The sequence below is a fragment of the Paraflavitalea devenefica genome, from assembly GCF_011759375.1.
Classification (GTDB): Bacteria; Bacteroidota; Bacteroidia; order Chitinophagales; family Chitinophagaceae; genus Paraflavitalea; species Paraflavitalea devenefica.
In genome coordinates this window covers 1,524,480-1,548,414 of sequence record NZ_JAARML010000001.1, presented here as the reverse complement: position 1 = coordinate 1,548,414, position 23,935 = coordinate 1,524,480, and the positions used below count along the sequence as shown (strand labels likewise).

Annotated in this window: 21 protein-coding genes; 6 read left to right on the top strand and 15 right to left on the bottom strand. The window is 46.6% G+C overall.

From position 1 onward, the window contains the following. The first annotated feature begins 49 nt into the window (after positions 1-49). Positions 50-802 (top strand): DUF4290 domain-containing protein, encoded by a 753-nt coding sequence (locus HB364_RS06300; RefSeq protein WP_246228339.1) that lies wholly within the window; start codon positions 50-52, stop codon positions 800-802. Between the two features lie 109 nt (positions 803-911). Further along, entirely contained in the window at positions 912-2,216 is a 1,305-nt protein-coding gene (gene murA, locus HB364_RS06295) for a UDP-N-acetylglucosamine 1-carboxyvinyltransferase (RefSeq protein ID WP_167287015.1), read from the top strand. A 12-nt stretch (positions 2,217-2,228) separates the two neighbouring features. On the opposite strand, the gene HB364_RS06290 is transcribed toward murA, so the two are convergent. The 5 genes from HB364_RS06290 to HB364_RS06270 all read right to left on the bottom strand — a co-directional run bounded on the left by HB364_RS06290 (position 2,229) and on the right by HB364_RS06270 (position 8,283). After that, positions 2,229-2,447 carry a hypothetical protein gene (locus HB364_RS06290; RefSeq protein ID WP_167287014.1) on the bottom strand — a complete coding sequence of 73 codons (219 nt, stop codon included), beginning with the start codon at positions 2,445-2,447 and terminating at the stop codon, positions 2,229-2,231. 317 nt (positions 2,448-2,764) lie between these two features. Next, positions 2,765-3,208, bottom strand: coding sequence for a hypothetical protein (locus HB364_RS06285; RefSeq protein WP_167287013.1), 444 nt, complete (start codon positions 3,206-3,208; stop codon positions 2,765-2,767). Between the two features lie 566 nt (positions 3,209-3,774). Continuing rightward, positions 3,775-4,257, bottom strand: coding sequence for a GIN domain-containing protein (locus HB364_RS06280; protein WP_167287012.1), 483 nt, complete (start codon positions 4,255-4,257; stop codon positions 3,775-3,777). 177 nt (positions 4,258-4,434) lie between these two features. Further along, complete coding sequence (locus HB364_RS06275; RefSeq protein ID WP_167287011.1) at positions 4,435-5,184, bottom strand: LytR/AlgR family response regulator transcription factor; 750 nt, start codon at positions 5,182-5,184, stop codon at positions 4,435-4,437. Between the two features lie 45 nt (positions 5,185-5,229). Then, positions 5,230-8,283 carry a sensor histidine kinase gene (locus HB364_RS06270; RefSeq protein ID WP_167287010.1) on the bottom strand — a complete coding sequence of 1,018 codons (3,054 nt, stop codon included), beginning with the start codon at positions 8,281-8,283 and terminating at the stop codon, positions 5,230-5,232. Between the two features lie 287 nt (positions 8,284-8,570). On the opposite strand from HB364_RS06270, the gene HB364_RS06265 reads away from it, so the two are divergent. Beyond that, a complete protein-coding gene (locus tag HB364_RS06265; RefSeq protein WP_208419864.1) occupies positions 8,571-9,857 on the top strand; it encodes a histidine kinase in 1,287 nt (428 codons plus the stop codon). Positions 9,858-9,878: 21 nt separating this feature from the next. Here the strand turns inward: HB364_RS06265 and HB364_RS06260 are convergent, their stop codons facing one another. The 3 genes from HB364_RS06260 to HB364_RS06250 all read right to left on the bottom strand — a co-directional run bounded on the left by HB364_RS06260 (position 9,879) and on the right by HB364_RS06250 (position 13,084). Beyond that, positions 9,879-10,748, bottom strand: a complete 870-nt coding sequence (locus HB364_RS06260; protein WP_167287009.1) for an RDD family protein — start codon at positions 10,746-10,748, stop codon at positions 9,879-9,881. 108 nt (positions 10,749-10,856) lie between these two features. After that, positions 10,857-12,671, bottom strand: a complete 1,815-nt coding sequence (gene typA / locus HB364_RS06255; protein WP_208419863.1) for a translational GTPase TypA — start codon at positions 12,669-12,671, stop codon at positions 10,857-10,859. Between the two features lie 188 nt (positions 12,672-12,859). Beyond that, entirely contained in the window at positions 12,860-13,084 is a 225-nt protein-coding gene (locus tag HB364_RS06250; protein ID WP_167287008.1) for a DUF2905 domain-containing protein, read from the bottom strand. A 59-nt stretch (positions 13,085-13,143) separates the two neighbouring features. On the opposite strand from HB364_RS06250, the gene HB364_RS06245 reads away from it, so the two are divergent. Both HB364_RS06245 and HB364_RS06240 read left to right on the top strand, forming a co-directional pair. Next, a complete protein-coding gene (locus HB364_RS06245) occupies positions 13,144-14,148 on the top strand; it encodes an alpha/beta hydrolase (RefSeq protein WP_167287007.1) in 1,005 nt (334 codons plus the stop codon). Positions 14,149-14,568: 420 nt separating this feature from the next. Then, the gene (locus HB364_RS06240; protein WP_208419862.1) at positions 14,569-15,618 is read left to right on the top strand and encodes a 3-oxoacyl-ACP synthase III family protein; all 1,050 of its coding nucleotides are present in this window, start codon (positions 14,569-14,571) and stop codon (positions 15,616-15,618) included. On the opposite strand, the gene HB364_RS06235 is transcribed toward HB364_RS06240, so the two are convergent. After that, positions 15,604-16,032, bottom strand: a complete 429-nt coding sequence (locus HB364_RS06235) for a ketosteroid isomerase (RefSeq protein WP_167287005.1) — start codon at positions 16,030-16,032, stop codon at positions 15,604-15,606. The two genes, HB364_RS06240 and HB364_RS06235, sit on opposite strands and share 15 nt — an antisense overlap. Before the next feature lie 186 nt (positions 16,033-16,218). Between HB364_RS06235 and HB364_RS06230 the strand changes: the two genes are divergently transcribed. After that, on the top strand, positions 16,219-17,115 hold the full coding sequence (locus tag HB364_RS06230) for a diacylglycerol/lipid kinase family protein (protein ID WP_167287004.1): 897 nt from the start codon (positions 16,219-16,221) through the stop codon (positions 17,113-17,115). A 5-nt stretch (positions 17,116-17,120) separates the two neighbouring features. Here HB364_RS06230 and HB364_RS06225 read toward each other — a convergent pair whose 3' ends face one another. The 6 genes from HB364_RS06225 to HB364_RS06200 form a co-directional block, all read right to left on the bottom strand. Continuing rightward, positions 17,121-19,364, bottom strand: coding sequence for a patatin-like phospholipase family protein (locus HB364_RS06225; protein WP_167287003.1), 2,244 nt, complete (start codon positions 19,362-19,364; stop codon positions 17,121-17,123). 61 nt (positions 19,365-19,425) lie between these two features. After that, a complete protein-coding gene (locus HB364_RS06220) occupies positions 19,426-20,550 on the bottom strand; it encodes a COX15/CtaA family protein (RefSeq protein WP_167287002.1) in 1,125 nt (374 codons plus the stop codon). 30 nt (positions 20,551-20,580) lie between these two features. Next, positions 20,581-20,988, bottom strand: a complete 408-nt coding sequence (locus tag HB364_RS06215) for a DsrE family protein (protein WP_167287001.1) — start codon at positions 20,986-20,988, stop codon at positions 20,581-20,583. Positions 20,989-21,010: 22 nt separating this feature from the next. Then, positions 21,011-21,997, bottom strand: coding sequence for a c-type cytochrome (locus HB364_RS06210; RefSeq protein ID WP_246228338.1), 987 nt, complete (start codon positions 21,995-21,997; stop codon positions 21,011-21,013). A gap of 25 nt (positions 21,998-22,022) precedes the next feature. After that, positions 22,023-22,721, bottom strand: coding sequence for a twin-arginine translocation signal domain-containing protein (locus tag HB364_RS06205; RefSeq protein ID WP_167287000.1), 699 nt, complete (start codon positions 22,719-22,721; stop codon positions 22,023-22,025). 353 nt (positions 22,722-23,074) lie between these two features. Then, a complete protein-coding gene (locus tag HB364_RS06200; protein ID WP_167286999.1) occupies positions 23,075-23,878 on the bottom strand; it encodes a sulfite exporter TauE/SafE family protein in 804 nt (267 codons plus the stop codon). Positions 23,879-23,935 lie beyond the last annotated feature (57 nt).

Below are 23,935 nucleotides of genomic sequence, written 5' to 3'. Positions count from 1 at the left end.
CCTCAAAAGGCCTTTTCTTTTTATAAACTTACTTTGCTACTTTTGTAAGATGTTTAATACTTTAGGTGAAATGGAGTACAACACTACCAGAAACCATCTGATCTACCGGGAATATGGCCGCCATATTCAGAAGATGATAGAATACCTGCTGAGCCTGGAAGACCGGGAGGCCCGCCAGCGTAATGCCTATGCGGTGATTGAGCTCATGGGTTTCCTGAATCCCCACCTGAAAAATGTAGAGGATTTCCGTCATAAACTATGGGACCATTTGTTCCTCATCGCCGATTTCAAGCTGGATGTGGAATCACCTTATCCCATCCCCACGCGTGAAACGCTGAAGGCAAAGCCCAAACCGTTGCCCTATCCCAAACGTTATCCTAAGTTCAGCCACCTGGGTAAAAACCTGGAGCTGGTGATCAATAAAGCACTGAAGGAAGAGAATCCCGACAAACGTCAGGGTTTTGCCAATGCAGTAGCTTATTACATGAAGCTGGCTTATAATAACTGGCATAAGGAAACAGTGCACGATGATGCTATTCAAAGTGAACTGACAAACCTGACCGATGGCCAGTTGACCTTTACCAATACACCATACGTTCGCCAGCATCGTCCTAATGAAGGACGCGACCGTGATGGCGGCAGGGGTGGTTATGGCGATTACCGCAATAAACGCAACCAGAAGTTCCAGCAACAGGGACGTGGTGGCGGCGGAGGTGGCCGTAATGACAGAAATGACCGCAATGACAGGGACAGAGGTGGTGACCGTGGCGGCAATAACAAGTTCAGAAAACGGTATAAATAGTGTAGACCGATAAACTAATTTGTTTAAAAGTTGATCAGAAGGCTGGTCAACTTTTTTTATTTTGCACTCCTTTTAACTCAACCAATCACCTTTCAATCTCCACTAACCTATGCTTTCTTTTGAAGTCACTGGCGGCAAGAAATTACAGGGCGAAATCATTCCGCAAGGCGCAAAAAACGAAGCGCTCCAGATCATCAGTGCTGTGTTGCTGACACCGGAAAAAGTAACCATTACCAATATTCCCGATATCCTGGACGTGAACCTCCTGATAGAGTTATTGGGAGAAATGAATGTAAAAATTGAACGCCCGCAACGGGATACCTGTATTTTCCAGGCCGATAATGTAAATATTGACTACCTGCGCAGTGACGACTACCGCAAAAAGAGTGGCCGTCTGCGGGGATCTGTTATGCTGGCCGGCCCTTTACTGGCCAGGTTCCGCAAGGCTTTCATACCCAAACCGGGGGGCGATAAAATTGGCCGTCGCCGGCTGGACACCCATATCATAGGTTTTGAGAAACTGGGCGCCTCTTTCAATTATGAATCGGGCGATGGCTTTTTTCACCTGGAAGCCCCCAACCTCAAAGGCACTTACTTACTGCTGGATGAGCCCTCCGTAACCGGTACTGCCAATATTGTGATGGCGGCTGTAATGGCCAGTGGCACTACTACCATTTACAATGCTGCCTGTGAACCCTACCTGCAGCAATTGTGCAAGATGCTCACCCGCATGGGCGCTAAGATCAGTGGTATTGGCAGTAACCTGCTGGTCATTGAAGGAGTTGGTTATTTAGGCGGAACAGAACACCGCATGCTACCTGACATGATCGAGATTGGTTCTTTTATAGGATTAGCGGCCATGACCCAAAGCGATATTACCATCAAGAATGTAAGCCTGGACAACCTGGGCGTTATTCCCGATAAGTTTAAACAACTGGGCATACAAATGAATTTCATTGGAGATGATATTCATGTACCCGCCCAGGATATGTATGAAATACAAACATTCCTCGATGGTTCTGTACTTACTGTTTACGACCATCCCTGGCCGGGCTTTACGCCCGATCTGATCAGCATCGTACTGGTAGTGGCCACACAGGCAAAGGGTAGCGTATTGATCCACCAGAAAATGTTTGAAAGCCGCCTCTTTTTTGTAGATAAGCTGATAGATATGGGTGCCCGCATTATCCTCTGCGATCCGCACCGGGCAGCCGTTATTGGCCTTGGCCGTGAGCAAAACCTGCGGGGCATTACGATGAGCAGCCCTGATATCCGTGCCGGGGTATCCCTCCTAATTGCCGCATTAAGCGCGGATGGCCGCAGTACTATCCAGAACATTGAACAGATAGACCGCGGTTATCAAAATATTGATGAGCGCCTCCGCAAGCTGGGCGCAGACATAAAAAGAGTATAAGACGGAAAGCTGCTATACTATGCGGTTGGATTTCCACCAACGGTAACCTATATAACCAATGATGGCCAGGGGCGTAAAGGCCAGGTAGATAATGCCTGTGTTGAGGGCTTTGGCGGGCCGCTCACCCAATTGGGAGGCTGTTTTTGTACAGATGGAGCATTGTGCCGACACTTCTGTGGAGAAGATCAGTAAGAAGAGAAATACGGGTAATATCAGGCGGCACTTTTTCATTTGCTGTAACGGTTACAAAAATACGTTCAAAACAGGAAATGGCAAGCGTAAAAAAATCCGCCTCCGTCGAAGACAGAGAGCGGATTAACCTTCCAACGACCCTGAAAAAACACTTTTTTTAATGGCTATGCACCAGGTTTAATGGCTTGTAGTATTTGATTGTTTGATGGTGCAAACTTAGGAAGCCTGGCTACTGGTTACAACCCATACTGAGCAGTTGGTTGTTTTTTTGAGTAAATGCACATGTTTAAATAAAAAAGAGTCCCGCTATGCAGCGGGACCCTTCTGTAATTGAATTATTAATCTGATCTGCTTTATTATTTCTTTTCTTTCTTAAAAGTTTCCCATCCTGTAGAACCGATGGATTTCAGTACTACTGAATGATCACCGTTTTGCACGGTTACGTAGTAAGAAGTGCTATTGTCGGCTGCCATCTCAAAAAGATCGCTGATCCAGTAGTTGGCATAATTCTTCTTCAGATCGCTCAGCAGGTTGATTGGCAACTGGCCGGAAACGATGTTCCTGATTACTGCCAGCAGGTTACCATCTTCTGCATAATAAGCAAACATTACCTGGTCGTTCAGTTTGAAAGTGGCTTTGGAGATCTCTTTTGTTTTCTCCCAGCTAACATCCTGTGCTGAAGCAAAATCTTTCTTAAAAGAACTGATTACCTGTTCATTTACATTTTCAAGCTTGTGGGCAAAAGTGCTACTAAGACCTACAGTCAGTAACAATACCCAGGTTAAAATACTCTTTTTCATTTTTGAATGTTTTTTTGTTTTTATGGCTACTTGTTTGTTGCAGTGTTGCGCTATACTTGTTGCATCACACACATATAAGACGCACCCTTTTTGCAAATGTTACAACCTTTTTACTCTTTTATTTTCTTTAACAATTGTGTTCTTTTTGTGAAAGAGCTGAAGGTTAAGTACCAGATTGCGCCGCAAAGTTAGTAACGATTTTTTCCTGTGCAAGTGCCGTTTGAGTGAACGGTAGCATTCTTCGCATGAAATGCGTATTTGATCCTATAAAATGTTTATGAGCGGTAAAAGTGAGGCTGGCAGGGTGTTTCAGGCGACAACAACTTATTTACCTGATATTCAAGGTTATACTTTTTTACACCTTTTGACCTGTATCAAAAGCGTACAGTTGGTACACGGGAATCTACTTATACACTGACCGTAAATTCTGTCGTGTTAAAAAAAAGAAAAAATAATGCACTTGCTTTAATAAATAATTTGACATACCAATCAGGTAACATATACATAACATACCCACTTGCCCTTTCAGGGTAAGTGGGTATGTTATACAGATCTGTGCTGTAGGCCTATGCAGGCAGCTTCTTATTGTTGTACTCAATCTCGCATTCATCAGAATGCGTTATACTAACGGTACCTTCTACTGTAAGCGATACCTTGCAGGCACCATCCATAAAGACCTTTAATGCATCGGTTTTCAGCGTGTCTTCAGAGCGCAGATCCACATCGCCATACATGCCAATTGCTTTTAGCTGTTGAAAGGGGATACGTATCACCATCTTTTTACCATGGCTCTGCTGTTTTGAAGATACAATCAACCGCCCATTATGGTTTTTTATTACAACATCATCTACATCGGTCACATCGCCGTGTATCGTAATAAAAGAAGAGGGGTCGTTTACCAACACGATCTCTACATCTCCCTGAATGATTAACCGGTTGAATGGAGCAGCCACTTTAACCTGCCTGGAAACATTTTTCCCTTCGCCGGCCATTACATGGGCACCGAATGAAAGAGACAATAACACAAAGGAGAGGGCAAACTTTTTCATAATAAAGGTTTAATGGTTAAATGATGATGCAAGCTACCAACAATACCCTCTTAATAAAAGGGTTATTGATTAAACAGCGCCTTTGAGTGCGCAACTGACATAGAGAAGGATATAAAATGCTTACGCCTTACAGATCATGATCTGTAAGGCGTAAGCATTAAAATGATAACCGTTGGTTTAAAACTTAGAGAATAATTCCATGAACTCCTGTCTGCGGGAACGGGAAATACTGATGGTAGCGCCATCATCCATCACCACATATCCACCTTCACCCCGTACGAACTTCTTAATATGGTTGAGGTTGATAAGAAAAGAATTATGCACCCTGAAAAAGTCTGGTCCTGCCAATGCTTCATCAATATCTTTCAACACTTTTGATACCATGATCTTTTTATTGCCTACCAGTACGATATTGGTATAGTTGCTTTCTGCTTCACAATAAATAATATCCTGGGTTGATACAAAGATCATCCCGTCATTGGTGGTAAGCGCAATACGTGGTATGGTAGTCTTGCTTACACTCTTAACATTTTGCAACAACAGCTCTATCTGTTCACGGGTAGGGATGGTCTGTTTTTCTTCCAGCCTGCGGATGGTTTCTTTCAGGTCATCCGGATCAATGGGTTTTAACAGGTAGTTGAGGGCGCTGTAGCGGAATGCCTTGATGGCAAACTTATCGTAGGCGGTGGTGAACACCACATCAAAGGTCAGTTTATCAAATTGCTCCAGCATATCAAAGCCATTCATCCGCGGCATTTCTATATCAAGAAATACCACATCGGGCTTGTGCCGGTTGATAGCTTCCAGCCCCTGCTCTGCCGAATTGCACATGGCATCTATCGTCACTTGCGGGCAATAGGTTTTCAGCAACCATTCCAACATTTCAATACAGTTATTTTCATCATCTACAATTACACAGCGTATCATATTCGTTCAATTTTTTTGTTAAGCAACAGGGTTTGTTAGTTTGGTTTATACGGGTATTTTCAGGATCACCCTCGTACCGGCTGGCTCACGATCATCGGCCACGAGGTCAATGATCGTGATGCTGGCATTGGGAGATGTATGTTTGTTCAGAATAGATATCCTGTCTTCTGTGAGCTTCATACCGAGCGATTTCTTGGTAGTGGCTGACTTACTCTTGTATTCTTTGGCCTTCTCTCTTCCCACGCCATTATCCTGGATAATACACTGCAGCATATTATCGCCTGTCATACTAAGATGGATATCCAGATGCCCCGCTGTCTCTTTATGCAACAGGCCATGCCAGATGGCATTCTCCACATAAGGCTGTATGATCAATGGCGGCACTTCCATTATATCTGCATGCACCTCCTTATCAATGATAATATTGTAGGTGAATTTATTATTAAAGCGTAGGGATTCCATTTCTATATAGATCCTGAGCGCTTCCATTTCATTGGACAGCAATACGTTTTTGCTGTTGGAATTATCCAGGATGAGCCGGATGAGTTTCGAGAACCGGGTAAGATATAATGAAGCAGTGGTGTGATCGCTTTTAACAATATAGCGGTTGATGGAGTTAAGACAGTTGAAGATGAAGTGAGGATTCATTTGCGCACGCAATGCCTTCATCTCTATCTCCGCTATTTTCTGGTTATACTCGGCCTTGAGCTTTTCTTTCTCCCGTATTTGCTGTACGCGGTACCTGTAAATAGTATGTATAATAAGCGCCAGCAGCACTGCCATAGCCACAATAAACCACCAGCGTTGCCAAATAGGCGGCACGATATAGAGCGATACCTTATTATTGGATTCCGTCCAGTTAATGCGGTCTATACTGGCCTTTACGGAAAAAGTATAATTACCGGCAGGCAGGGAAGGATAGCGCGCCTCACGTATGTCGGTACCGGCATGCCATTCCTTATCATACCCCTCTAACTTGTACCGGTATTCAATATTCTTCGACCCGTTTAAGTTAATGGCCGTAAAATGGAGCGTAATATCATTTTTGCTATAGGGCAAGGCAAAATACCGGTTACCACCAAAATACTGCATGGTATCATTGGTATCCATGGAGAATACACTTACCTGCAACAGGGAGGGAGTGATCACTAATTTATCCGGAAAGAAATAATTGATCCCGCTTTCACTGCCCCAGAACATTTCTCCATTCGCGGCCTTGAAGGCAGTATTGGTCCTGAAACCGTTAATGCTTAACCCTGAGTTTTCCTCGTAATGGGTAAGCTGTTTGGTGATGGGGTTAAATTTTGCGAGCGACTTGGTATTGGAGATCCATATATTCCCATTATCGTCTTTCAGCATTGACTCACAGCGCTCATAACGCAAGCCGTTTTTCTGGTTATAGATCTGCAGCTTCCGGTTTTCCGGGATAATAGTAAACCCATGAGAGCTGGCTACATATACATTGCCTGCATTGTCTTGTGCAAAGCCATACACAAGATCGCTGGACATGCCTTCTTTAATAGTAAAATGCTCTATTTTATTCCGGCTCTTGTCATAACAATAAACGCCGGTGCCATGTGTGGCTATCCAGATGCGGTGGTCCTTGTCTTCAAACAAGCCGATCACCATTTTGCCATTGACTTCCTTTAATAAGGGGTGTGTTGCATAGGTACTAACCTTCATGGTGGCTGGGTCAATGGAATATAGCCCACTTCCCGATCCTACCCATACACTACCATCGGAGAGCAACTGCAGCTCATAAATATAAGGGCTGGCTACTGCCTTGCCCAGGGAGGTGTCGCGGTTGACCTTAATAAAGCGATCTGAACTTTTATCAAATATGCACAACCCATCTCCCGCGGCGCTTAACCACAGGCGCCCCGACCGGTCCTTACACAAAGCCCGTATTTCCAACGGACGTATCCCATCCGGCGATTGCAGGTAATAATGATAAAAGGCTGATTCGCTGGTTTCTTTATTCCACCGGATGAGCCGGTCATTGGCCCCCACCCAGAAGGTGCCATTACCTTCTTCCACAATGCGGGTAATGTAATTATCATACAGCTCGCCTTTCTTATCGCTGAATATACGGGTGTAAGCAGCCGGCTTGTTAAAAATATTGGCCATATTGGCCCCGGATGCCTGGGTACCCACTACCACTTCTCCTTTTTTCCCGGCAAAAGCGCGATAGGTATTATTGGCAGAAATAGAACCGGTATTCAGCGGATCATGTGTATACCGCGTAATATTCCCTTTCTTATCAATAATAATTAACCCGGCAAAATCTGTAGCCACCAGCAGGTCGCCATTAGCGGCCCGGCGCACCTCGGTAAGGTGGGTATTGATCGTTCTCTCTCCCAGTTTATTGATGAGCTCATAATCGGCTATTTTTTCCCCTGAATGGATATTTACAATACTTACCCATCCTGTATGGAGGCCAACGGCTATTGACGTATCACTGACAGGGCAGGCGCTTAACGGTTTGGCAAAGGTCTGCCGGAAAATGATTTTCCTTGTTTGATAGTCCAATATCGTTACCAGGGAGTCTATAATAAAGATGACCTTATCCTGCGCAAAAGGCTCTGCATCTATAAAATGGCCGGTACTGATCTCCGTTGGCATCCACGCCAGTTCTTTCCATTTGCCGGCCGTACTGTCAAAATAGTGCTGGCCTTTACTGGTATATACTACAACCCCATATTTGCTGGTCTCAAAAATGGTAGGGCAGTTGAACTTTGTTATAGAATCCCTGATAACTACCCGGTGAAAAGCCCTGTTCTCGTCTATCCAGGAGGCGCCGGAATAGGTACCCATCCAGGTACGGTTGCGGCTGTCACTAACAAGGTGCAATACCACATCAGAAGCCATCTCCGGGTGTTCTTCCTTTACAAAAGAAGTGACGGTATAGCCATCATATACATTGAGCCCGTTACTGGTGCCAATCCATAGAAAACCATTATTATCTATAGAAACGGACTGGGCATTATTACCCGACAGGCCATTGGAAGTATTGAGACGGGAAAAATTGATCAACTGGCCCCATACGGAAGCATGGACCAACAGTAAAAAAACAATGCCTGCTATAGTAAGCCTGGTCAATAAATGTCGATTAAATGTAATAAGACAGTGGTCGACGGAGTAAATCTAATAAACAAACTATGTATACCCAATTATGAGTGAGTATATAACTCACTTTCTGAGCCAATGGTAGTTAATTGCCTGCAATTGGTTATTGATTATGAGCCACTGACAGGCACTAGGTACTGGTTTAAATGAGTAGATCACAGGGAAAAAACGACCAGCTACTCAATACCCGCGGATAATCGGCAAATCTGTACTATTTTGCTGGTAACGGTTTAGGCAACTATTAAAATCCAGGCAAAGCTTTGACAACGTATTATCTGATAATAGCGATGCTGCTGGCCATCACTGGGGTACTTGTATGGCTATTGATGAAGCAGCGAAAATCCAATCAATCTGATGACCTGGAGATTGAACGGACGATCAATTATTTCGCCACTTCCCTATTTGGGAAAAACACCATTGATGAGATCCTCTGGGATGTTACCAAGAACTGCATTTCCCACCTCAATTTTGAAGATTGCGTTATTTACCTGGTTGACGAAGAACGGAAAGTACTGGTCCAAAAGGCCGCCTATGGCCCTAAGAATCCACGCGATTACGAGATCTATGAGCCCATTGAAATACCCCTGGGGAAAGGTATTGTAGGGAGTGTGGCCGTGAGCGGTATTCCTGAAATGATCGGCGACACCACTACCGACCCCCGGTATATTGTGGATGACGATGTGCGTTATTCCGAAATAACGGTGCCCATTATTTACCAGGGAAAAGTGCTGGGCATTATTGATGCGGAACATCACGAGAAGCACTTTTTCCAGCCCAAGCACCTTTTTATCCTCAATACAATTGCCTCCCTCTGCGCCAATAAGATTGTCCGCTCACAGGTGGAAGACGCCTACCGCACCACCACTATCCGGCTGCATGAAAACAACCGGAAGATCGCGGAGAACAGGCTGGCCGTATTGAGGCTGCAGATGAATCCGCATTTCGTATTTAACAGCCTAAACTCCATTGGCAATTTCATCCTGAAGAATGAGCCCATGAAGGCATCCGGCTACCTGACGAAGTTTTCCAAACTTATCCGGCTGATCTTTGACAGCGCCCAATCGGAATGGGTATCGCTGGATCAGGAAATCAAATCGCTGGAACTGTATATAGAGCTGGAGCAATTACGGTTCAACAATAAGTTTGATGTTATTATCAACGTAAGTGATGAAATTAACCGTGGTACCATTATGGTGCCGCCCTTACTGCTGCAGCCCTTTGTAGAAAATGCCATCTGGCATGGGTTGATGCCCAAGGAAAACGAGCGGGGTGAGCTGTACCTGCATTACTGGCTGAACCATGATAAGCTGTTTATGAGTATTGAAGACAATGGTATTGGCCGCGCCGCTTCGGCTCAATCGAGGACAGGCCGCATTGCCACTTTACAAAAACAGGGCATTAAGCTAACGGATGAACGCATTCATATTATTAATGAGATCCATGATGCCCGGATCCAGGCAGTGGTGAAAGACCTGATTGATGAACAGGGAGCACCTGCCGGTACCCGGGTTATTGTATCGCTGGATATCAAAAACTCCCACGCATAGGCTTCCTGGCAACCAGCCTATTTATTTACTGGTAGCCGCCGTGTCCTCCGGGTTTGAATCCTCAAACACTTTCTCCCAGGTATCAATGTATACCACGGATGTATAGGTTGTTTTATCATGCCAGTTGGCCCGGAAGAGAAAAGAGGCCCTGTCAAAAGGGATCAGGCGGGCCAATGTGCGCAACAGTACCCGGCCGGCTGTCAGATCGGGGCCATTGGAGGTTACACAGGAATTAGTGGCTATTTTACCCAGTGTTTGGCGAAATACGGCTTCCGATAAAAAGCAATACACCAGGTAAACCAGGAGGAAAAGTAGCTCCAGCATGTATTCATTCCTTACATATAGTACCTCACGCCAGAACAAAAATACCGGGACGATGAATAACATATCCAGCAGGTGATGTACAAACCGGTGCCCCATGGAAGTATAATTTACCAGTTCATATTCGGCCAGGTTAATGGCAAGCGGCTGGGTTTGCGGCTTCGCGCGCAAAAACAAGACCGCACAGGCGATATTAGCAAGCACCGATGTAATTTGTAATATCTTCTGCAGCAAAGTAAAACTCTGGAAATAGACATTGCCCGAGGTATAGGCATATATTGTATAAGGTATATAAAGGAAAAAAGTGACCAGGAACAAATAACGCAACAACTTATATACTTTGTCCTGGTACCGGCCGGTGGAGGCGAAGAATAAAGTGATCAATACCAGGTCCAGCAAAACGAACAGTATATACATTGTCGTTTGTATGGTGTTTAAGCCGTTACCATACCGGAAGCTATTACCCAGGTTGGTAAAATAAGTTTTGAAGTATTCAAAGCTTCTGACAATGTTATATACCTGCAGCACCGACAACAGGATAACAGCAGCGTATTTTTCTTTATTCTTCATAGGAATATGTATATAACCCCAAAATAGAAATTTCTTTTCCTATTTCAAAATGCATAAAAAAGCCGTCTTTTCAGACGGCTCCTGTATAATCAGTTAATATCAGTATTCTTAAACTGCTTCCGTCTTCATAGACTTCTGCACTTTGTTCCTTTCATTTTCGTCCAGGATCACTTTACGCATACGGATGAAGTTGGGCGTCACTTCAATACACTCATCGGTCTGAATGTACTCCATACATTCTTCCAGGGTCATGAGTGTTTTGGGAGCGATGCGGGTAGCATCATCACTGCCGCTGGCGCGGTGGTTGGTGAGCTTCTTGGCTTCCGTTACATTCACTACAAGGTCGCCGGGCTTGATGTTCTCAGCCACGATCTGACCAGTGTATACGTCTTCACCCGGATCAACGAAGAAGGTACCCCTGTCCTGCAGCTTATCAATAGAGTAAGCGGTTGTTTTTTCAGCGCTCTTGGAAATGAGCACCCCGTTATTGCGGCCGGGGATGGAGCCTTTCCAGGGCTTGTAATCTACAAAGCGGTGCGCCATTACAGCTTCACCGGTAGTAGCGGTAAGCATTTGGGTACGTAAACCGATCAAACCACGGGAAGGGATCTCAAATTCCAGGTGCTGCATTTCGCCCTTGGTTTCCATGATCTGCATCTCCCCTTTACGGCGTGTTACCAGGTCAATTACCTTGGAAGCAAATTCCTGGGGTACATCCACTACCAGGTTTTCGTATGGTTCAGACCTGACACCATCAATATCTTTTACGATTACCTGGGGCTGGCCCACGGTTAATTCATATCCTTCCCGGCGCATGGTTTCGATGAGGATACCCAGGTGCAGGATACCACGGCCATATACCAGGAAGCTATCACCACCACCTTCTGCTTCTTTTACGCGCAGGGCCAGGTTTTTCTCTGTTTCCTTCATGAGACGGTCGCGCAGGTGACGGCTGGTAACAAATTTACCATCGCGGCCATAGAACGGAGAGTTGTTGATGGAAAACAGCATGTTCATAGTAGGCTCATCCACGCTGATTACCGGTAATGCTTCGGGATTCTCTGCATCGGCAATGGTATCACCGATACCAAAATCTTCAATACCTACTACAGCGCAAAGGTCGCCGGCCACGACTTCAGTAACCCGCTTCTTGCCCATGCCTTCAAATACGTATAATTCTTTAACCCTTGACTTCTTAATAGTGCCATTGGTTTGCATCAAAGCGATGGGCTGGTTTTCTTTCAGAACGCCACGGCTTACTTTACCTACGGCAATACGGCCCAGGAAAGAAGAATAGTCGAGTGAAGTGATCTGCATCTGTACAGGTCCTTCATTTACTTTGGGTGGCGGCACATGCTTCAGGATACCATCCAGCAGCGGGTTGATGTTATCAATCTGTGTGAGGGAATCGTTGAACCAACCGTTCTTACCGGAACCATAGAAGGTAGGGAAATCCAGTTGTTCTTCGGTAGCATCGAGGTTGAAGAAGAGCTCAAATACCGCGTCGTGTACTTCATCGGGGCGGCAGTTGGGTTTATCTACTTTATTGATGATCACGATAGGCTTCAGGTTCAGTTGCAATGCCTTTTGCAGCACAAAGCGCGTCTGTGGCATCGGGCCTTCAAAAGCGTCTACCAGCAGGCAAACACCGTCGGCCATTTTCAATACCCGTTCTACCTCACCGCCAAAGTCGGCGTGGCCAGGGGTATCTATCACGTTGATCTTAACGCCCTTGTAGGTTACGGAGGCATTCTTACTGAAAATGGTAATACCTCTTTCACGCTCCAGGTCGTTGCTATCCATGATCAGCTCACCGGTTTCCTGGTTATCCCGGAACACTTTGGTGGCGTGTAAGATCTTGTCTACCAGGGTAGTCTTTCCGTGGTCTACGTGGGCGATAATCGCTATATTTCTTATTTCCATAATTAACTTGTTAATAAGTTGATCCACTGGCCAGCAAGCGATTAGCTACTATTCAGGTTTTCAACGGGCAAAAAGAGGCGCAAAAGTACGCTAATTCAGCGGGAGGGACAAGGAATCGGGGAAACTTATTATTTTGATAATCGTTTCTTTGTATGGCCGAATCCGGCAACCAAACATTGACAATTTAACTATAAGAATTTCCTTACTATAGCCACTATAACACTCACCAGGACGCTGAACAGGATCATGGTGGTGATGGGGAAATAGAACCGTACGTTTTCCTTCTCTACGCGAATATCGCCGGGCAGGCGTCCTATCCAATGTAATTTATCATGAAAAAAGTAGATAATGACCCCCAGTAATACCACCCCACAGCCAATGAGTATGATGTATTTACCTGTCTCGGAATTCATGGATTGATAATTTATGCAAGCCTGGCTTTTTGCGTTAATTTAACGTACAAATTTACCGCATGTTCAAGAAGAAATGGTGGATTATCGCCCTCCTGGTAATTGTTATTGTTTACCTGATGGGCCCCAAACCTGCAGACCCTGCTTATCGCCTGGATATGCCGGTGGTACCCGCCACCGCCGATTCCCTTCAGCAATATGTACGTACTCATGAAGCACAGCACCAGATAAAGCCGGATAATGAAGCCCGTATTATCTGGGCCAATGATTCAGTCCGGACCAAAACACCTTATTCGCTGGTGTACCTGCATGGCTTTTCTGCCTCGCAGGGCGAAGGCGATCCGGTACACAAGGATATTGCCCGGCAATTTGGTTGCAACTTGTATCTGTCCCGGCTGGCTGAACATGGTATTGATACTCCGGAAGCCCTGGTGAACCTGACCGCAGATAAATATTGGGAAAGCGCACAGGAAGCGCTGGCCATTGGGGAGCAATTGGGCGATAAGGTGATCCTGGTAGGTACTTCCACCGGCGGCACCCTCGCCCTGAAGCTGGCGGCCAGCTACCCGCAGCAGATATATGCGCTGGTTTTGTTATCGCCCAATATTGCCATTAATGATCCCAATGCCTGGCTGCTCAATAATCCCTGGGGATTGCAGATAGCCAGGCTGGTGACGGGATCGAATTATATGGAGTCGGAAGACAAACGCGCTATTTACAAGCAATACTGGAACAGCCCTTACCGGCTGGAAGCGGCTGTAAACCTGGAGGAATTGCTGGAAACCTCCATGAATAAAGTCACTTTTGAAAAGGTAAAACAACCCACCCTGCTGCTGTATTATTACCGTGACGAGGTGCACCAGGACAGTGTAGTGAAGGTATCCGCAGCGCTGAAGATGTTTGACGAACTGGGTACGGCCACGGACCAAAAGCGGGCGGCGGCCATGCCTAAAACCGGCAACCATGTAATGGGTTCCTGGATCAAGTCGCACGACGTTGCCGGCGTTGAAAGGGAAATTACCCGCTTTATGTTGGACGTTTTAAAGATTGACACGCTCAAAAACTAATCATTAACAGACTAATAATCTTTCTCTTACCTGGATTTCCCGCTCACCGGGAAACCAATATTTCTTATAGTTAAATCCTCTTCTGGTAGCGATTTCATAATAGCTTGTTCTGACCCTATTAACTACCGGTCAGGTAAGGGCAATCCTACTATCATCTACCTGCCATCCTGGGGTCATCCTAGGGTCATCCTAGGGTCATCCTAGGGTTTTCTTAGGGTTTTCCTAGGGTTAAAAGCTGAGGATGATCCTAAGATAACCCTAAGAAAACCTTAAGGTAACCTTACCATGGTAGTACCATGATCGATACAAGACCGTAGCCTAAAGCCAGCAAGGCTTCCCGTTAATTGGTTCCCTTTGCAATAGTTTCATTTCCGGTGCAATCTTCTTTTCCTTAACTTGTTCAGCTAAAATGTCTTGCCTATGATACGCTCCAGGATTGCCGGAATCGGCCTATATGTACCCGAACAGGTTGTTACGAACCAGGACCTTACCAAATACATGGAAACGAGTGATGAATGGATCCAGGAAAGGACCGGTATTAAAGAACGCCGCTATGCCCACCGTACACAGGAGACCACTACCACCATGGGCGTGGAAGCCGCCAAAATAGCCATAGAACGGGCGGGCATTACGCCACAGGATATAGATTTTATCGTGTTTGCCACCCTAAGCCCGGACTATTATTTCCCCGGTTGCGGCGTACTGGTGCAAAGGGCCATGAAGATGAAAGAGATCGGGGCGCTGGATGTAAGAAATCAATGCAGCGGTTTTATCTATGCTTTAAGTGTGGCCGACCAGTTTATAAAAGGCGGTATGTATAAGAATGTGCTGGTGATTGGCAGTGAGAAACACTCGTTTGGACTGGACTTCAGTACCCGTGGCCGGAATGTAAGCGTGATCTTTGGCGATGGCGCCGGAGCCGTGGTATTGCAACCTGCCAACAAGGAGAACCAGGGCATTTTAAGCACCCACTTGCACAGCGATGGAGAAAGCGCCGAAATACTGGCCATGTATAATCCCGGCACCCATGCCAATCACTGGGTAGACCAGCCACTGGCCGATTTCAATGAGGCGGAAATAGCCGATATGTTTATGAGCCATGCCATGATCGACAAGGCCCAGAATTTCCCTTTTATGGATGGTCCTTCCGTATTTAAAAAAGCGGTGGTTAAGTTTCCTGAAGTAATTATGGAAGCACTCACAGCCAATGGCTACCAGCCTTCGGACCTCCGGATGCTGATACCTCACCAGGCCAACCTGCGCATTGCCCAGTTTGTACAACAGAAGCTGGGATTGACAGACGACCAGGTGTACAATAATATACACCGGTATGGCAATACCACGGCAGCCTCTGTGCCGATCGCATTGTGTGAAGCCTGGCAGGAAGGAAAGGTCAAAGACGGCGACCTGGTATGCCTGGCTGCTTTTGGCAGTGGTTTTACCTGGGCCAGCGCTTTATTGAAATGGTAATGGCTCACGCTGTGTATCTAAAAGCGTTGCTTCCTTCTTTCGTATTTCCATACGCTTTATAAGCCCCTGCAGGATGAGGTAGGAATGATAAACGGTTTCATCCAGGATGATGTTTCCTTCCAGGTCATATACTACCTGGTGTACTTCTACCATAATATTACCATCTTCTCCATTGGTGAAGCTCACGGGGTCTACATGCGGATCAATCATATTCCATTGCCGCACCCAGTAATCATGTACGGCTTTGTGCCCGTACAGGTAACCGCCTTCCATGCCATTGGGCCAATCTACATCGACGTCCATGCAAACAAGGGCAGCCTCCACATCACGGGCATTGAAGGCATTATAAGCATGCATCAATATTTGCTGCGCAGCACTGTCTACATCGTTGGTTGTATGGGTATGTTCTGACATATTTTCCTTTTGCAGTGTGTTTAAAAATCTTATGCCACATACATGCGTAAAGATATAGCAGAATAACCTCCTCAGGTGAATCCTGCCTCCAGGCGCCTCTCATTTGCACTTAATTCAATGACATTCATAAAACAATCTTACTTTCTTCGCGTTCTTTTCCCATAATTATTGGAATTTTGCAGCCGCATGTCAAGAAAGATTATTTATCTCATTAACCCTATTTCCGGCACCAGGGGCAAAGGTTCACTGAAGCAGATGATTGCCCGGCATACAAAGGCAAAAGGTATCCCTTTTGAAATTATGGATACCGATATTGACGCGAAGTATGAGGCGGTCCGGAAAAAGGTCACTACCGAAGGCTTTACGGATATTGTGGTATGCGGGGGCGACGGTTCCGTAAACCAGGTGGTACATGCATTGGCCGATACGGATGTTCAGTTTGGCATTATACCTATGGGCTCGGGGAATGGGCTGGCTTTTGCCGCCGGCATTCCCAAATCGAGTGAAAAAGCGCTGAATATTGTTTTTACAGGCGAGGCCCGGCTCACGGATGCTTTTATGGTAAATGACCAGTTTGCCTGTATGTTGTGCGGATTGGGGTTTGATGCTCAGGTAGCGCACCAGTTTGCCAAACAACCCAAGCGCGGACTGGCCACTTACGCCTCCCTTACTACCCGCAATTTCTTTTCTGCAGTCTCCTACCCCTTCCAGATAGCCGCCAATAAATTAACATTTACCACGGAGGCTTTTTTCGTGAGCATTGCCAACAGTAACCAGTTTGGCAACAATTTCACGATTGCACCCAAAGCAGTATTGTCCGATGGCTTACTGGATGTGGTGATCGTAAAGAAGGTAGCCAAGCCTTTATTGCTCCTAACGGTGATGAGGCAGGTATTGGCCGGCAAACTACGGCATATTGAAAACTCCCTCCGCTCGCCCGTGATCTATTTTCAAACCGAAGAACTTATAATATCCAACATAGGCAACGCTCCCATGCATATTGACGGAGAGCCACGCGACACACCCACCCGGTTGCAGATTAAGGTATTGCCACAATATTTTAAGCTCATCCACGCATTGTAGATAATTTACTTGGCGGGAGGGTTGGTCCTTGGCTTCAGTAATTCCTTGAAGAATTGAAATGATTGCTGGTTATTGGTACTGAACAACGCTTCATTGATGTCCAGCTTTTCACTCCTGGTGAGGTGGAAGTTAAGTGCCGCCCGTGCATCTTCTTTTTTGGGCAGGTAGGTAAAGGATAATTTATAGAACTGTTGCCCGAATATTTCCTGCGAAAGACACAGGAGATCCGCTTGTGAATATTCCTGCATTTTATACCAGTTGTGTTGTAATAGCAACATGGGCTTGGTGGCTATCTCTGTAATGTTATCCGATTCATATGGCTCCCATCCGGCTATTTTCCTATCACGGATCTGCAGGAGCACCACACCACTGGTATTCTCCCGGATCCAATGCCGGAACACCTGCAAAAAGCGGATGGTGGTCTCCAATCCGTAATTATCGCGCAGGCCGGCATCCATAACGTCAATGACCGGATCGGTAGGCAGCCATACGTTGGGCAGCACATAGGGGAAGGTGGCATTCATGCGCAAGGCGGTGAGCAGGCGCAGGTTCATCGGGTTTTGGCCGGCAAACATGGATTGGTAGTCAACCGCATCCGGTTCTATTTCGGAGAGCTTGTTGGTATCGTATACCGGCTTCATCAAAAAGCTCATGGGCTGGGTGCTGATGAGCATCTTGCGGCTATCCTGGGTTATGACGGAACTGAACAGCATAAGCGGGGTGCGGGCGCTCGCCTCATCATCATACAAATGCCTGAGTTGTTTATTCAGCAAGCCATGGGTATTCTCATTGAGCTTTTGTTCAAAAGCATAGCCTCTGTCTTTCACATATTCGTAGCCATTAACGTTGAACTTTTGCGCAGGCGATGCCAGGTCCCTGGCCACAAAAGAAGTAAAGAGCGCATTGAGCAGGTCGCCGGAAATATCATCCACATATCGATCATCCTGCAACCGCAGTTGCTTCCCTTTCTCCCTTTCCCTGCTTAATTCGCGGAAATAAGCAGCCCCCAGCATGCCGCCCGAAGCACCAGTAATAAAAGCTGTTCTTCTCATCAGTTCTCCATCGCTCAGGCTGTCCAGGTATTGCAGTACGTTCATCGTAAAGGTGGCGCTGCGGTTGCCGCCTCCACTGGTATTGATGATGAACATCACCGGCTTTTTGTTTTCCTGCCTGGCCTTCCAACGCTCCAGTATCCGGATCATGTTCTCTTTGTCCTGCGTTGTTTTTTCAGGCGAGGACAAAGCCAGCAGGTTCTCCCGGGTATAGGCTGGACGATGCTCTTTATTGTCGTAGCTAAGCCCGTAAGCCTTATTGCTGGGATCAATGATGTTATAACGATACAGCAGATTGAGCACAAAGAAGAGTAGCACGAGCACCGGGATGCTCCAGCTTTGCATGAAATAAGAGAACGCCCCCGATACAGCTATGAGGATGGCAAAGAACAAGGTAATACCCGAAGCTGCCGGCAACTGAAATAAAGGATGATCGAGCCAAAAGCCCATCCCAATAAGAAAGATGAAGGCGACAAAGATAGACAGCACAGCCGCGAAGTGATGACGGCTGAAGATGGTTTCCACAAACTCCCGGCTATAGTGTGATACATCCCGTACCTTTTTTAAGGTGAACAGCGAGTTGAGGTACCACTCCACTTTTACCAGGCGGCTTTGCGTTAGCCTGTCATCCCCCTTCCTGAACTGCGCCTTGAATAACTGCGGATTACTGATGACCGGGGTAAGGCGACGGATGATGGTTTTATCGGCCCGGAAAAAATAGAAGAAGGAAATGGAGATGATGAGGATGAGCCCGCCAATAAAACCAGCCACCAGCAAGGCAATTTCACCGGTATTCATGAGCTCTTTGATACCTGCAAACCTGGTAGCTTTGCTGAAGTAGAATAACAGGAACAACAGCGGGATGATGCCATTATTGATGCAATATTTTAAAAAAGGATTGGATGTAGTGGCCAGGAAACGGAAATGACGGCTGAAGAGGATGAAGGTGGTAATATTCCAGCTCATGATGAAGATGCCAATGGATACCCCCACAAAAGCGGCGCTTAGGGCATTCACTTTCCCGAGGTATTCAGGCGCCAGGTAAAGGGAATCGGCCCCAAAGCTTTTCATGAAAGTGCCATTCACGGTACTGAACAGCACAAACCAGAAGATCAGCAGCACCTGGTACTTTTTAAAGTGCAACAGGAAAAGCTGGATGGGAAACGAGTGATATAATCCGCGTAAAAAGATTTTCATGCTGCAGGAATACTTTCGGTTCTCAATTTACTATCAAAAAAACGAAAAGATACCGGTTTGATTATGCAGCAGGGGCCAACCTTTTTGGAAGCAGGTAGAGCATGGCCACCAGGCTCAGCAGCAATAACATTCCCACTACCTGGTGCAATTGAGCCATCCATTCAAAAACGCCCCATTTTTGAGGCACAATACCGGGACTGGTGAGCAGGGAAACGATCCCCAATACCACCTGCAGCAATACCAGTATAAGTGGCAACAGGCGGGCCTTTTGCAGGGTATGGCTTACCGGGCGAAGCCGGAATGCCTTGATGGTATATCCAATAATAAGCACCAATAGTAAATAGGCCAGGCCGCGGTGTATAAAATGAATGGTGATCTTATTTTCGAAGAAGTTGAGCAAAAGAGGCGTTTCCCTGAACAGACCGGGCGGTATTAAATCTCCATTAATATCCGGCCAGGTAGGGGCAGCCATAGCTGCTTTGTGACCTGCCATTAAAGCACCGAAGATGAGTTGCAGGAATAATAACCCAATGAGCCACGAGGTCCAGTTGCGTAAGGAAGGCGCTACCATTTTCTGGTTTTCACGTACCCGCAATTGCAGGGCAAACCAGAAGGCGTAACAGATAAGCGCCAGTGCAAAGATAAAATGGAGGGCAAGGCGGGTGGGTTTCACGTATACAGCATCGCCGGTGAGGCCGCTGGCTACCATGATCCAGCCAATAGCACCCTGGAAGGCGCCAAAGATGAACAGGAACAACAAGGGTTGCTGCATTTCCCGCTTCAGGTATTTTTTGGATACCAGGTACACAAAGCCCACGACGAATACCACACCAATCAACCGGGCCCAGAAACGGTGAAACCATTCCCAGAAGAATATAAATTTAAAGTCGGATAAGGTAAACTCGGAATTGAGCAACAGGAACTGGGGGGTTTGTTTGTATTTATTGAACTCCTGTACCCATTGCTGTTCATTCAGTGGAGGCAGGGCGCCGGTTACTACATTCCATTCGGTAATGGACAAGCCGGAACCCGTTAAACGGGTAATACCACCCAGCACCACCTGTATGAGTAACATGAACACCCCAATCAGGATCCAGTTGGATACATAGCGCCGGGGCTTTGTATCCGGATTGGTTTTTATAGCTGCGGGTGAATCAGGCGCCGGGTATTGGGTATTTGTATCCATAGCGCCCGCAAAGGTACAGGATACTACCCATTACGGACTTACTTTAATATATCCCCAACCGTCCCTTTGCCGGGTTATGATTTCATATATGCCATCGGGTACGGTTTCCACACCAGCTATAAGCTGGTCCTTTCCCACTTTGTACCGCTGCATGGTAACATCACACACTTTAAAAGTAGCTTTTTTGGAGAGCTCCTGGATGGCCGGCGCTACTACCGATTTATTTTTTATCACAAGGTCCAGTGCGCCGCCATAGATGACGATTTCCAGTTTGGCATCCGGGTTTGCTTTGAGGATGCCGCTTACCTGGCGCACAACCGTATGATGCGCCATGGTATCCTTACTGGTAATGTCAAATACTACCCGGTAGTCGGGCGATTGGGCACTTACAACGGAGACCAGTATTAAAAACGCGGCTAAACAACTATACTTTTTCATACGCGGAGGTTTTTAGAGTGGTTTATTGTTTCGCTTTTGTTTTGGATTCACCGATGGGCTTAAAGGGGCCGTACTTATGTTGCTGTTCCGGGAATGTATCAGGGAAGGGACCAAAAGGATGGTCCACCGGTTTGGTACGGATATCGGGCCAGTCTCCGGGAAAAGCTTTTAAAGGCCTGGCCTGTGTATTAATGAAAGCAGCCACATCCCATGCCTCTTCATCACTAAGCACCGGTTTAAGATGAGAAGCTTCATCATAAGGCATATTGTCTCTCACATAACCAGCCAGCCTGGAAAGCCGGTAAATGCCTGCACCGGTATTATAACTATTCTTTCCCCATAGGGGAGGATACCGGTAACCCGGGCCAATGGAATCGGGCATGCCCTGTCCTTTCGTTCCATGACAGCGCTGGCAATACTGATCATAAACAAGCCTGCCCCTGGCGCTGTCAGCAGGCCGGTCAAGATAAGGCAGGCTGCTGATGCCAACGCCCAGTGGCTTTTTGTTGGCCGGCACTTTACTGCCCACCCATTTTATATAGGCTACCATGGCTTTCAGCTCATGGCTATTGCTATCCAACGGGCTGCCGTTGAGGCTGCGCTGTAAGCAATCATTGACTCTCTTTTCAACAGACTCAATTGTGCCGCTGCGGTCACGATAACGCGGGTAGGTAGCAGCTACTGCACTATAGTTATTACCCCAGGGCCTGGTACCTGCATCGAGGTGACAGTTCTGACAATTCATACCATTGGAAATGGGTCGCACAATTCCCTCTGGTCCCAGGTAATGGGCTGTTTTGGCGATCAATGAGCGGCCATAACGGATCAGATCCCCTTCTGCGGTAAATGGAATGGAGGCAGTGTCGGGTGCTTCCCAAGGCCATTCAGGCAATCCGGAAACCGGCTGCCTGTTTTTCTCCTGGCCCGGAGAACACGCTTCAATCATTATTGTCAATGCGATAACCACCACGCCTGCCACCAGGAATCCCGTGTGCATCTTGCGTGGCATAAAAACGGTTTAAAGCGGGTGGAGGTTATCTCACAAAACAATAGGAACAACCTTTCTCCTGCGCCCTGTTCACAGCCCATACACCGGAAGGCATTGGCGGAATATTAGGCAATAGTCCGGCCACCCATTCTTTCTTCACATCTGCCGGTTCCATATTCATTTTCCCGGCCACAATAGCACTGTATACCGTCATGGCGGCATCACATACACAAAACATCACCCCACTGTCCTGCAATTCATTAATGCCTATGGACACATTGCCAATTCCAGGTATTTTAAAATCGCCTGGTTTGGGTTTCCAGAACGGATTACGCATGGCAGGTTGTTTAGTAGCCGGATCTTCTGCTTTAAACATTTCGCCAAAGTTATATTTAGCCCATAGCTTGTCTTCCATAGCATAGGGAATAGCAGCATGGCGCAATACAACCACTACGCTGCAATCTTTTTCCACAGTGCCAGTGGCAGCATTGGTAAGCAAAAACACACGCGGCCAGGCAAAAGGGAAAATATCATGTGGCTCTGTTGCATCAAATACAATACGGTGTTTGCCTTTAATTTTATTGAACCATTCTTCCGCACCAGTTATTTCATCCGGTGTAAATCCGGGAGATGCCATCATGCTAAAGGGCGTAGCCAGTGTTGTTACTCCCAGTGCAGCAGCGCCGGTGGCCAGGGTGCCCAGGAAACCACGGCGGGATGATACGTTCAGATCATTGTTTTGCATAACAAGTTATTTTTAATGAACAAAACAAAATTCACTACACTCCAGGGGTTATACAATCCCTGAAAGTGCAACAGGACATCCCCGAAAGCGGGGATTCCGGCCAAATGGTTAATGTGTTAGAATAAATTGCCGACCGTTACTGCAAACGCAATAATGAACAATGGAAGGATATAGAGGCTGTGATGAACCTGATAGAGGATTTTGTAATGTTGGGTGACGTAAGGTTGAACGTCAGCTCACTACTCTATAAGAGAAAGATATCCAGGCGTGGTAAGATCTAATAGGTTTCGTTCAGCAAATCCTGATCTAATTTACTTAATAAATACCGGTTGAAGCGTTAATGATGCAAAAACTTATGCGAAGAAGATCTCGCGGATAATAACGAGCACAGCCACGATGAGCACAAACCAGCCAAAGCCTTTTTTAAGTGAGTTGGGAGATATCTTATCTGACAATTTCATACCAATAAAGATGCCTCCAACGGCAATAGCGGTGAAGCTGAGCAACAGTGCCCAGTTGATGGTATATTGTGCAAGGGTACTGAAAAAGCCAAACAAGGAACTGAAGGTCATAATGGTAAGTGAAGACCCGACGGCTGTTTTCATAGGCAGTTTACCAAATAGTACCAATGCCGGAATGATAAGGAACCCGCCACCGGCGCCCAACAGTCCGGTCACAGCCCCTACAGCGGCCCCCTGCGCAAAAAGCGGCAACATCTTCCTGGCCTGATCCTGTCCGGGCACTGGTATCATTGGGGGACGGACAGCAGCGCGGATCATGGAAACGGAGGTGACGAGCATGAGGAAAGCAAATGCCAGCATGAGAAAAGTGGACTTGGTAACAGTGATATCGCCGATGGAGAATAAGTAATCCGGCAGCAGCGGTACGAGGTAGTGGCGCGCAATGAATACAGATAACATGGAAGCGCCTCCAAAAACAAATACTACCGGCGTATCCACCAGCCCTTTTTTGTAGGCTTTGGCAGAACCAACAAGGCTGCAACTACCTACTACGAATAAGGAATACATGGTAGCTGATACAGGTTCTACTTTCAGCAGGTACACCAACACCGGTACGGTGATGATAGAACCGCCACCGCCTATCAGGCCCAATGAAAGACCAATTAATACAGCTATGAGGTATCCCAGTATTGCCATGCCCGTAAAAAAGTGCGGAAAGGTAAGGTTAGTTTATGAGGTGACGCATCACCTTTT

Excerpts from the sequence above, each read along its gene's own strand:
- HB364_RS06300 (WP_246228339.1), top strand. The coding sequence starts at position 50 with ATGTTTAATACTTTAGGTGAAATGGAGTACAACACTACCAGAAACCAT.
- murA (WP_167287015.1), top strand. The coding sequence starts at position 912 with ATGCTTTCTTTTGAAGTCACTGGCGGCAAGAAATTACAGGGCGAAATC.
- HB364_RS06290 (WP_167287014.1), bottom strand. The coding sequence starts at position 2,447 with ATGAAAAAGTGCCGCCTGATATTACCCGTATTTCTCTTCTTACTGATC.
- HB364_RS06285 (WP_167287013.1), bottom strand. The coding sequence starts at position 3,208 with ATGAAAAAGAGTATTTTAACCTGGGTATTGTTACTGACTGTAGGTCTT.
- HB364_RS06280 (WP_167287012.1), bottom strand. The coding sequence starts at position 4,257 with ATGAAAAAGTTTGCCCTCTCCTTTGTGTTATTGTCTCTTTCATTCGGT.
- HB364_RS06275 (WP_167287011.1), bottom strand. The coding sequence starts at position 5,184 with ATGATACGCTGTGTAATTGTAGATGATGAAAATAACTGTATTGAAATG.
- HB364_RS06260 (WP_167287009.1), bottom strand. The coding sequence starts at position 10,748 with ATGAAGAATAAAGAAAAATACGCTGCTGTTATCCTGTTGTCGGTGCTG.
- typA (WP_208419863.1), bottom strand. The coding sequence starts at position 12,671 with ATGGAAATAAGAAATATAGCGATTATCGCCCACGTAGACCACGGAAAG.
- HB364_RS06250 (WP_167287008.1), bottom strand. The coding sequence starts at position 13,084 with ATGAATTCCGAGACAGGTAAATACATCATACTCATTGGCTGTGGGGTG.
- HB364_RS06245 (WP_167287007.1), top strand. The coding sequence starts at position 13,144 with ATGTTCAAGAAGAAATGGTGGATTATCGCCCTCCTGGTAATTGTTATT.
- HB364_RS06240 (WP_208419862.1), top strand. The coding sequence starts at position 14,569 with ATGATACGCTCCAGGATTGCCGGAATCGGCCTATATGTACCCGAACAG.
- HB364_RS06235 (WP_167287005.1), bottom strand. The coding sequence starts at position 16,032 with ATGTCAGAACATACCCATACAACCAACGATGTAGACAGTGCTGCGCAG.
- HB364_RS06230 (WP_167287004.1), top strand. The coding sequence starts at position 16,219 with ATGTCAAGAAAGATTATTTATCTCATTAACCCTATTTCCGGCACCAGG.
- HB364_RS06225 (WP_167287003.1), bottom strand. The coding sequence starts at position 19,364 with ATGAAAATCTTTTTACGCGGATTATATCACTCGTTTCCCATCCAGCTT.
- HB364_RS06220 (WP_167287002.1), bottom strand. The coding sequence starts at position 20,550 with ATGGATACAAATACCCAATACCCGGCGCCTGATTCACCCGCAGCTATA.
- HB364_RS06215 (WP_167287001.1), bottom strand. The coding sequence starts at position 20,988 with ATGAAAAAGTATAGTTGTTTAGCCGCGTTTTTAATACTGGTCTCCGTT.
- HB364_RS06210 (WP_246228338.1), bottom strand. The coding sequence starts at position 21,997 with ATGCCACGCAAGATGCACACGGGATTCCTGGTGGCAGGCGTGGTGGTT.
- HB364_RS06205 (WP_167287000.1), bottom strand. The coding sequence starts at position 22,721 with ATGCAAAACAATGATCTGAACGTATCATCCCGCCGTGGTTTCCTGGGC.
- HB364_RS06200 (WP_167286999.1), bottom strand. The coding sequence starts at position 23,878 with ATGGCAATACTGGGATACCTCATAGCTGTATTAATTGGTCTTTCATTG.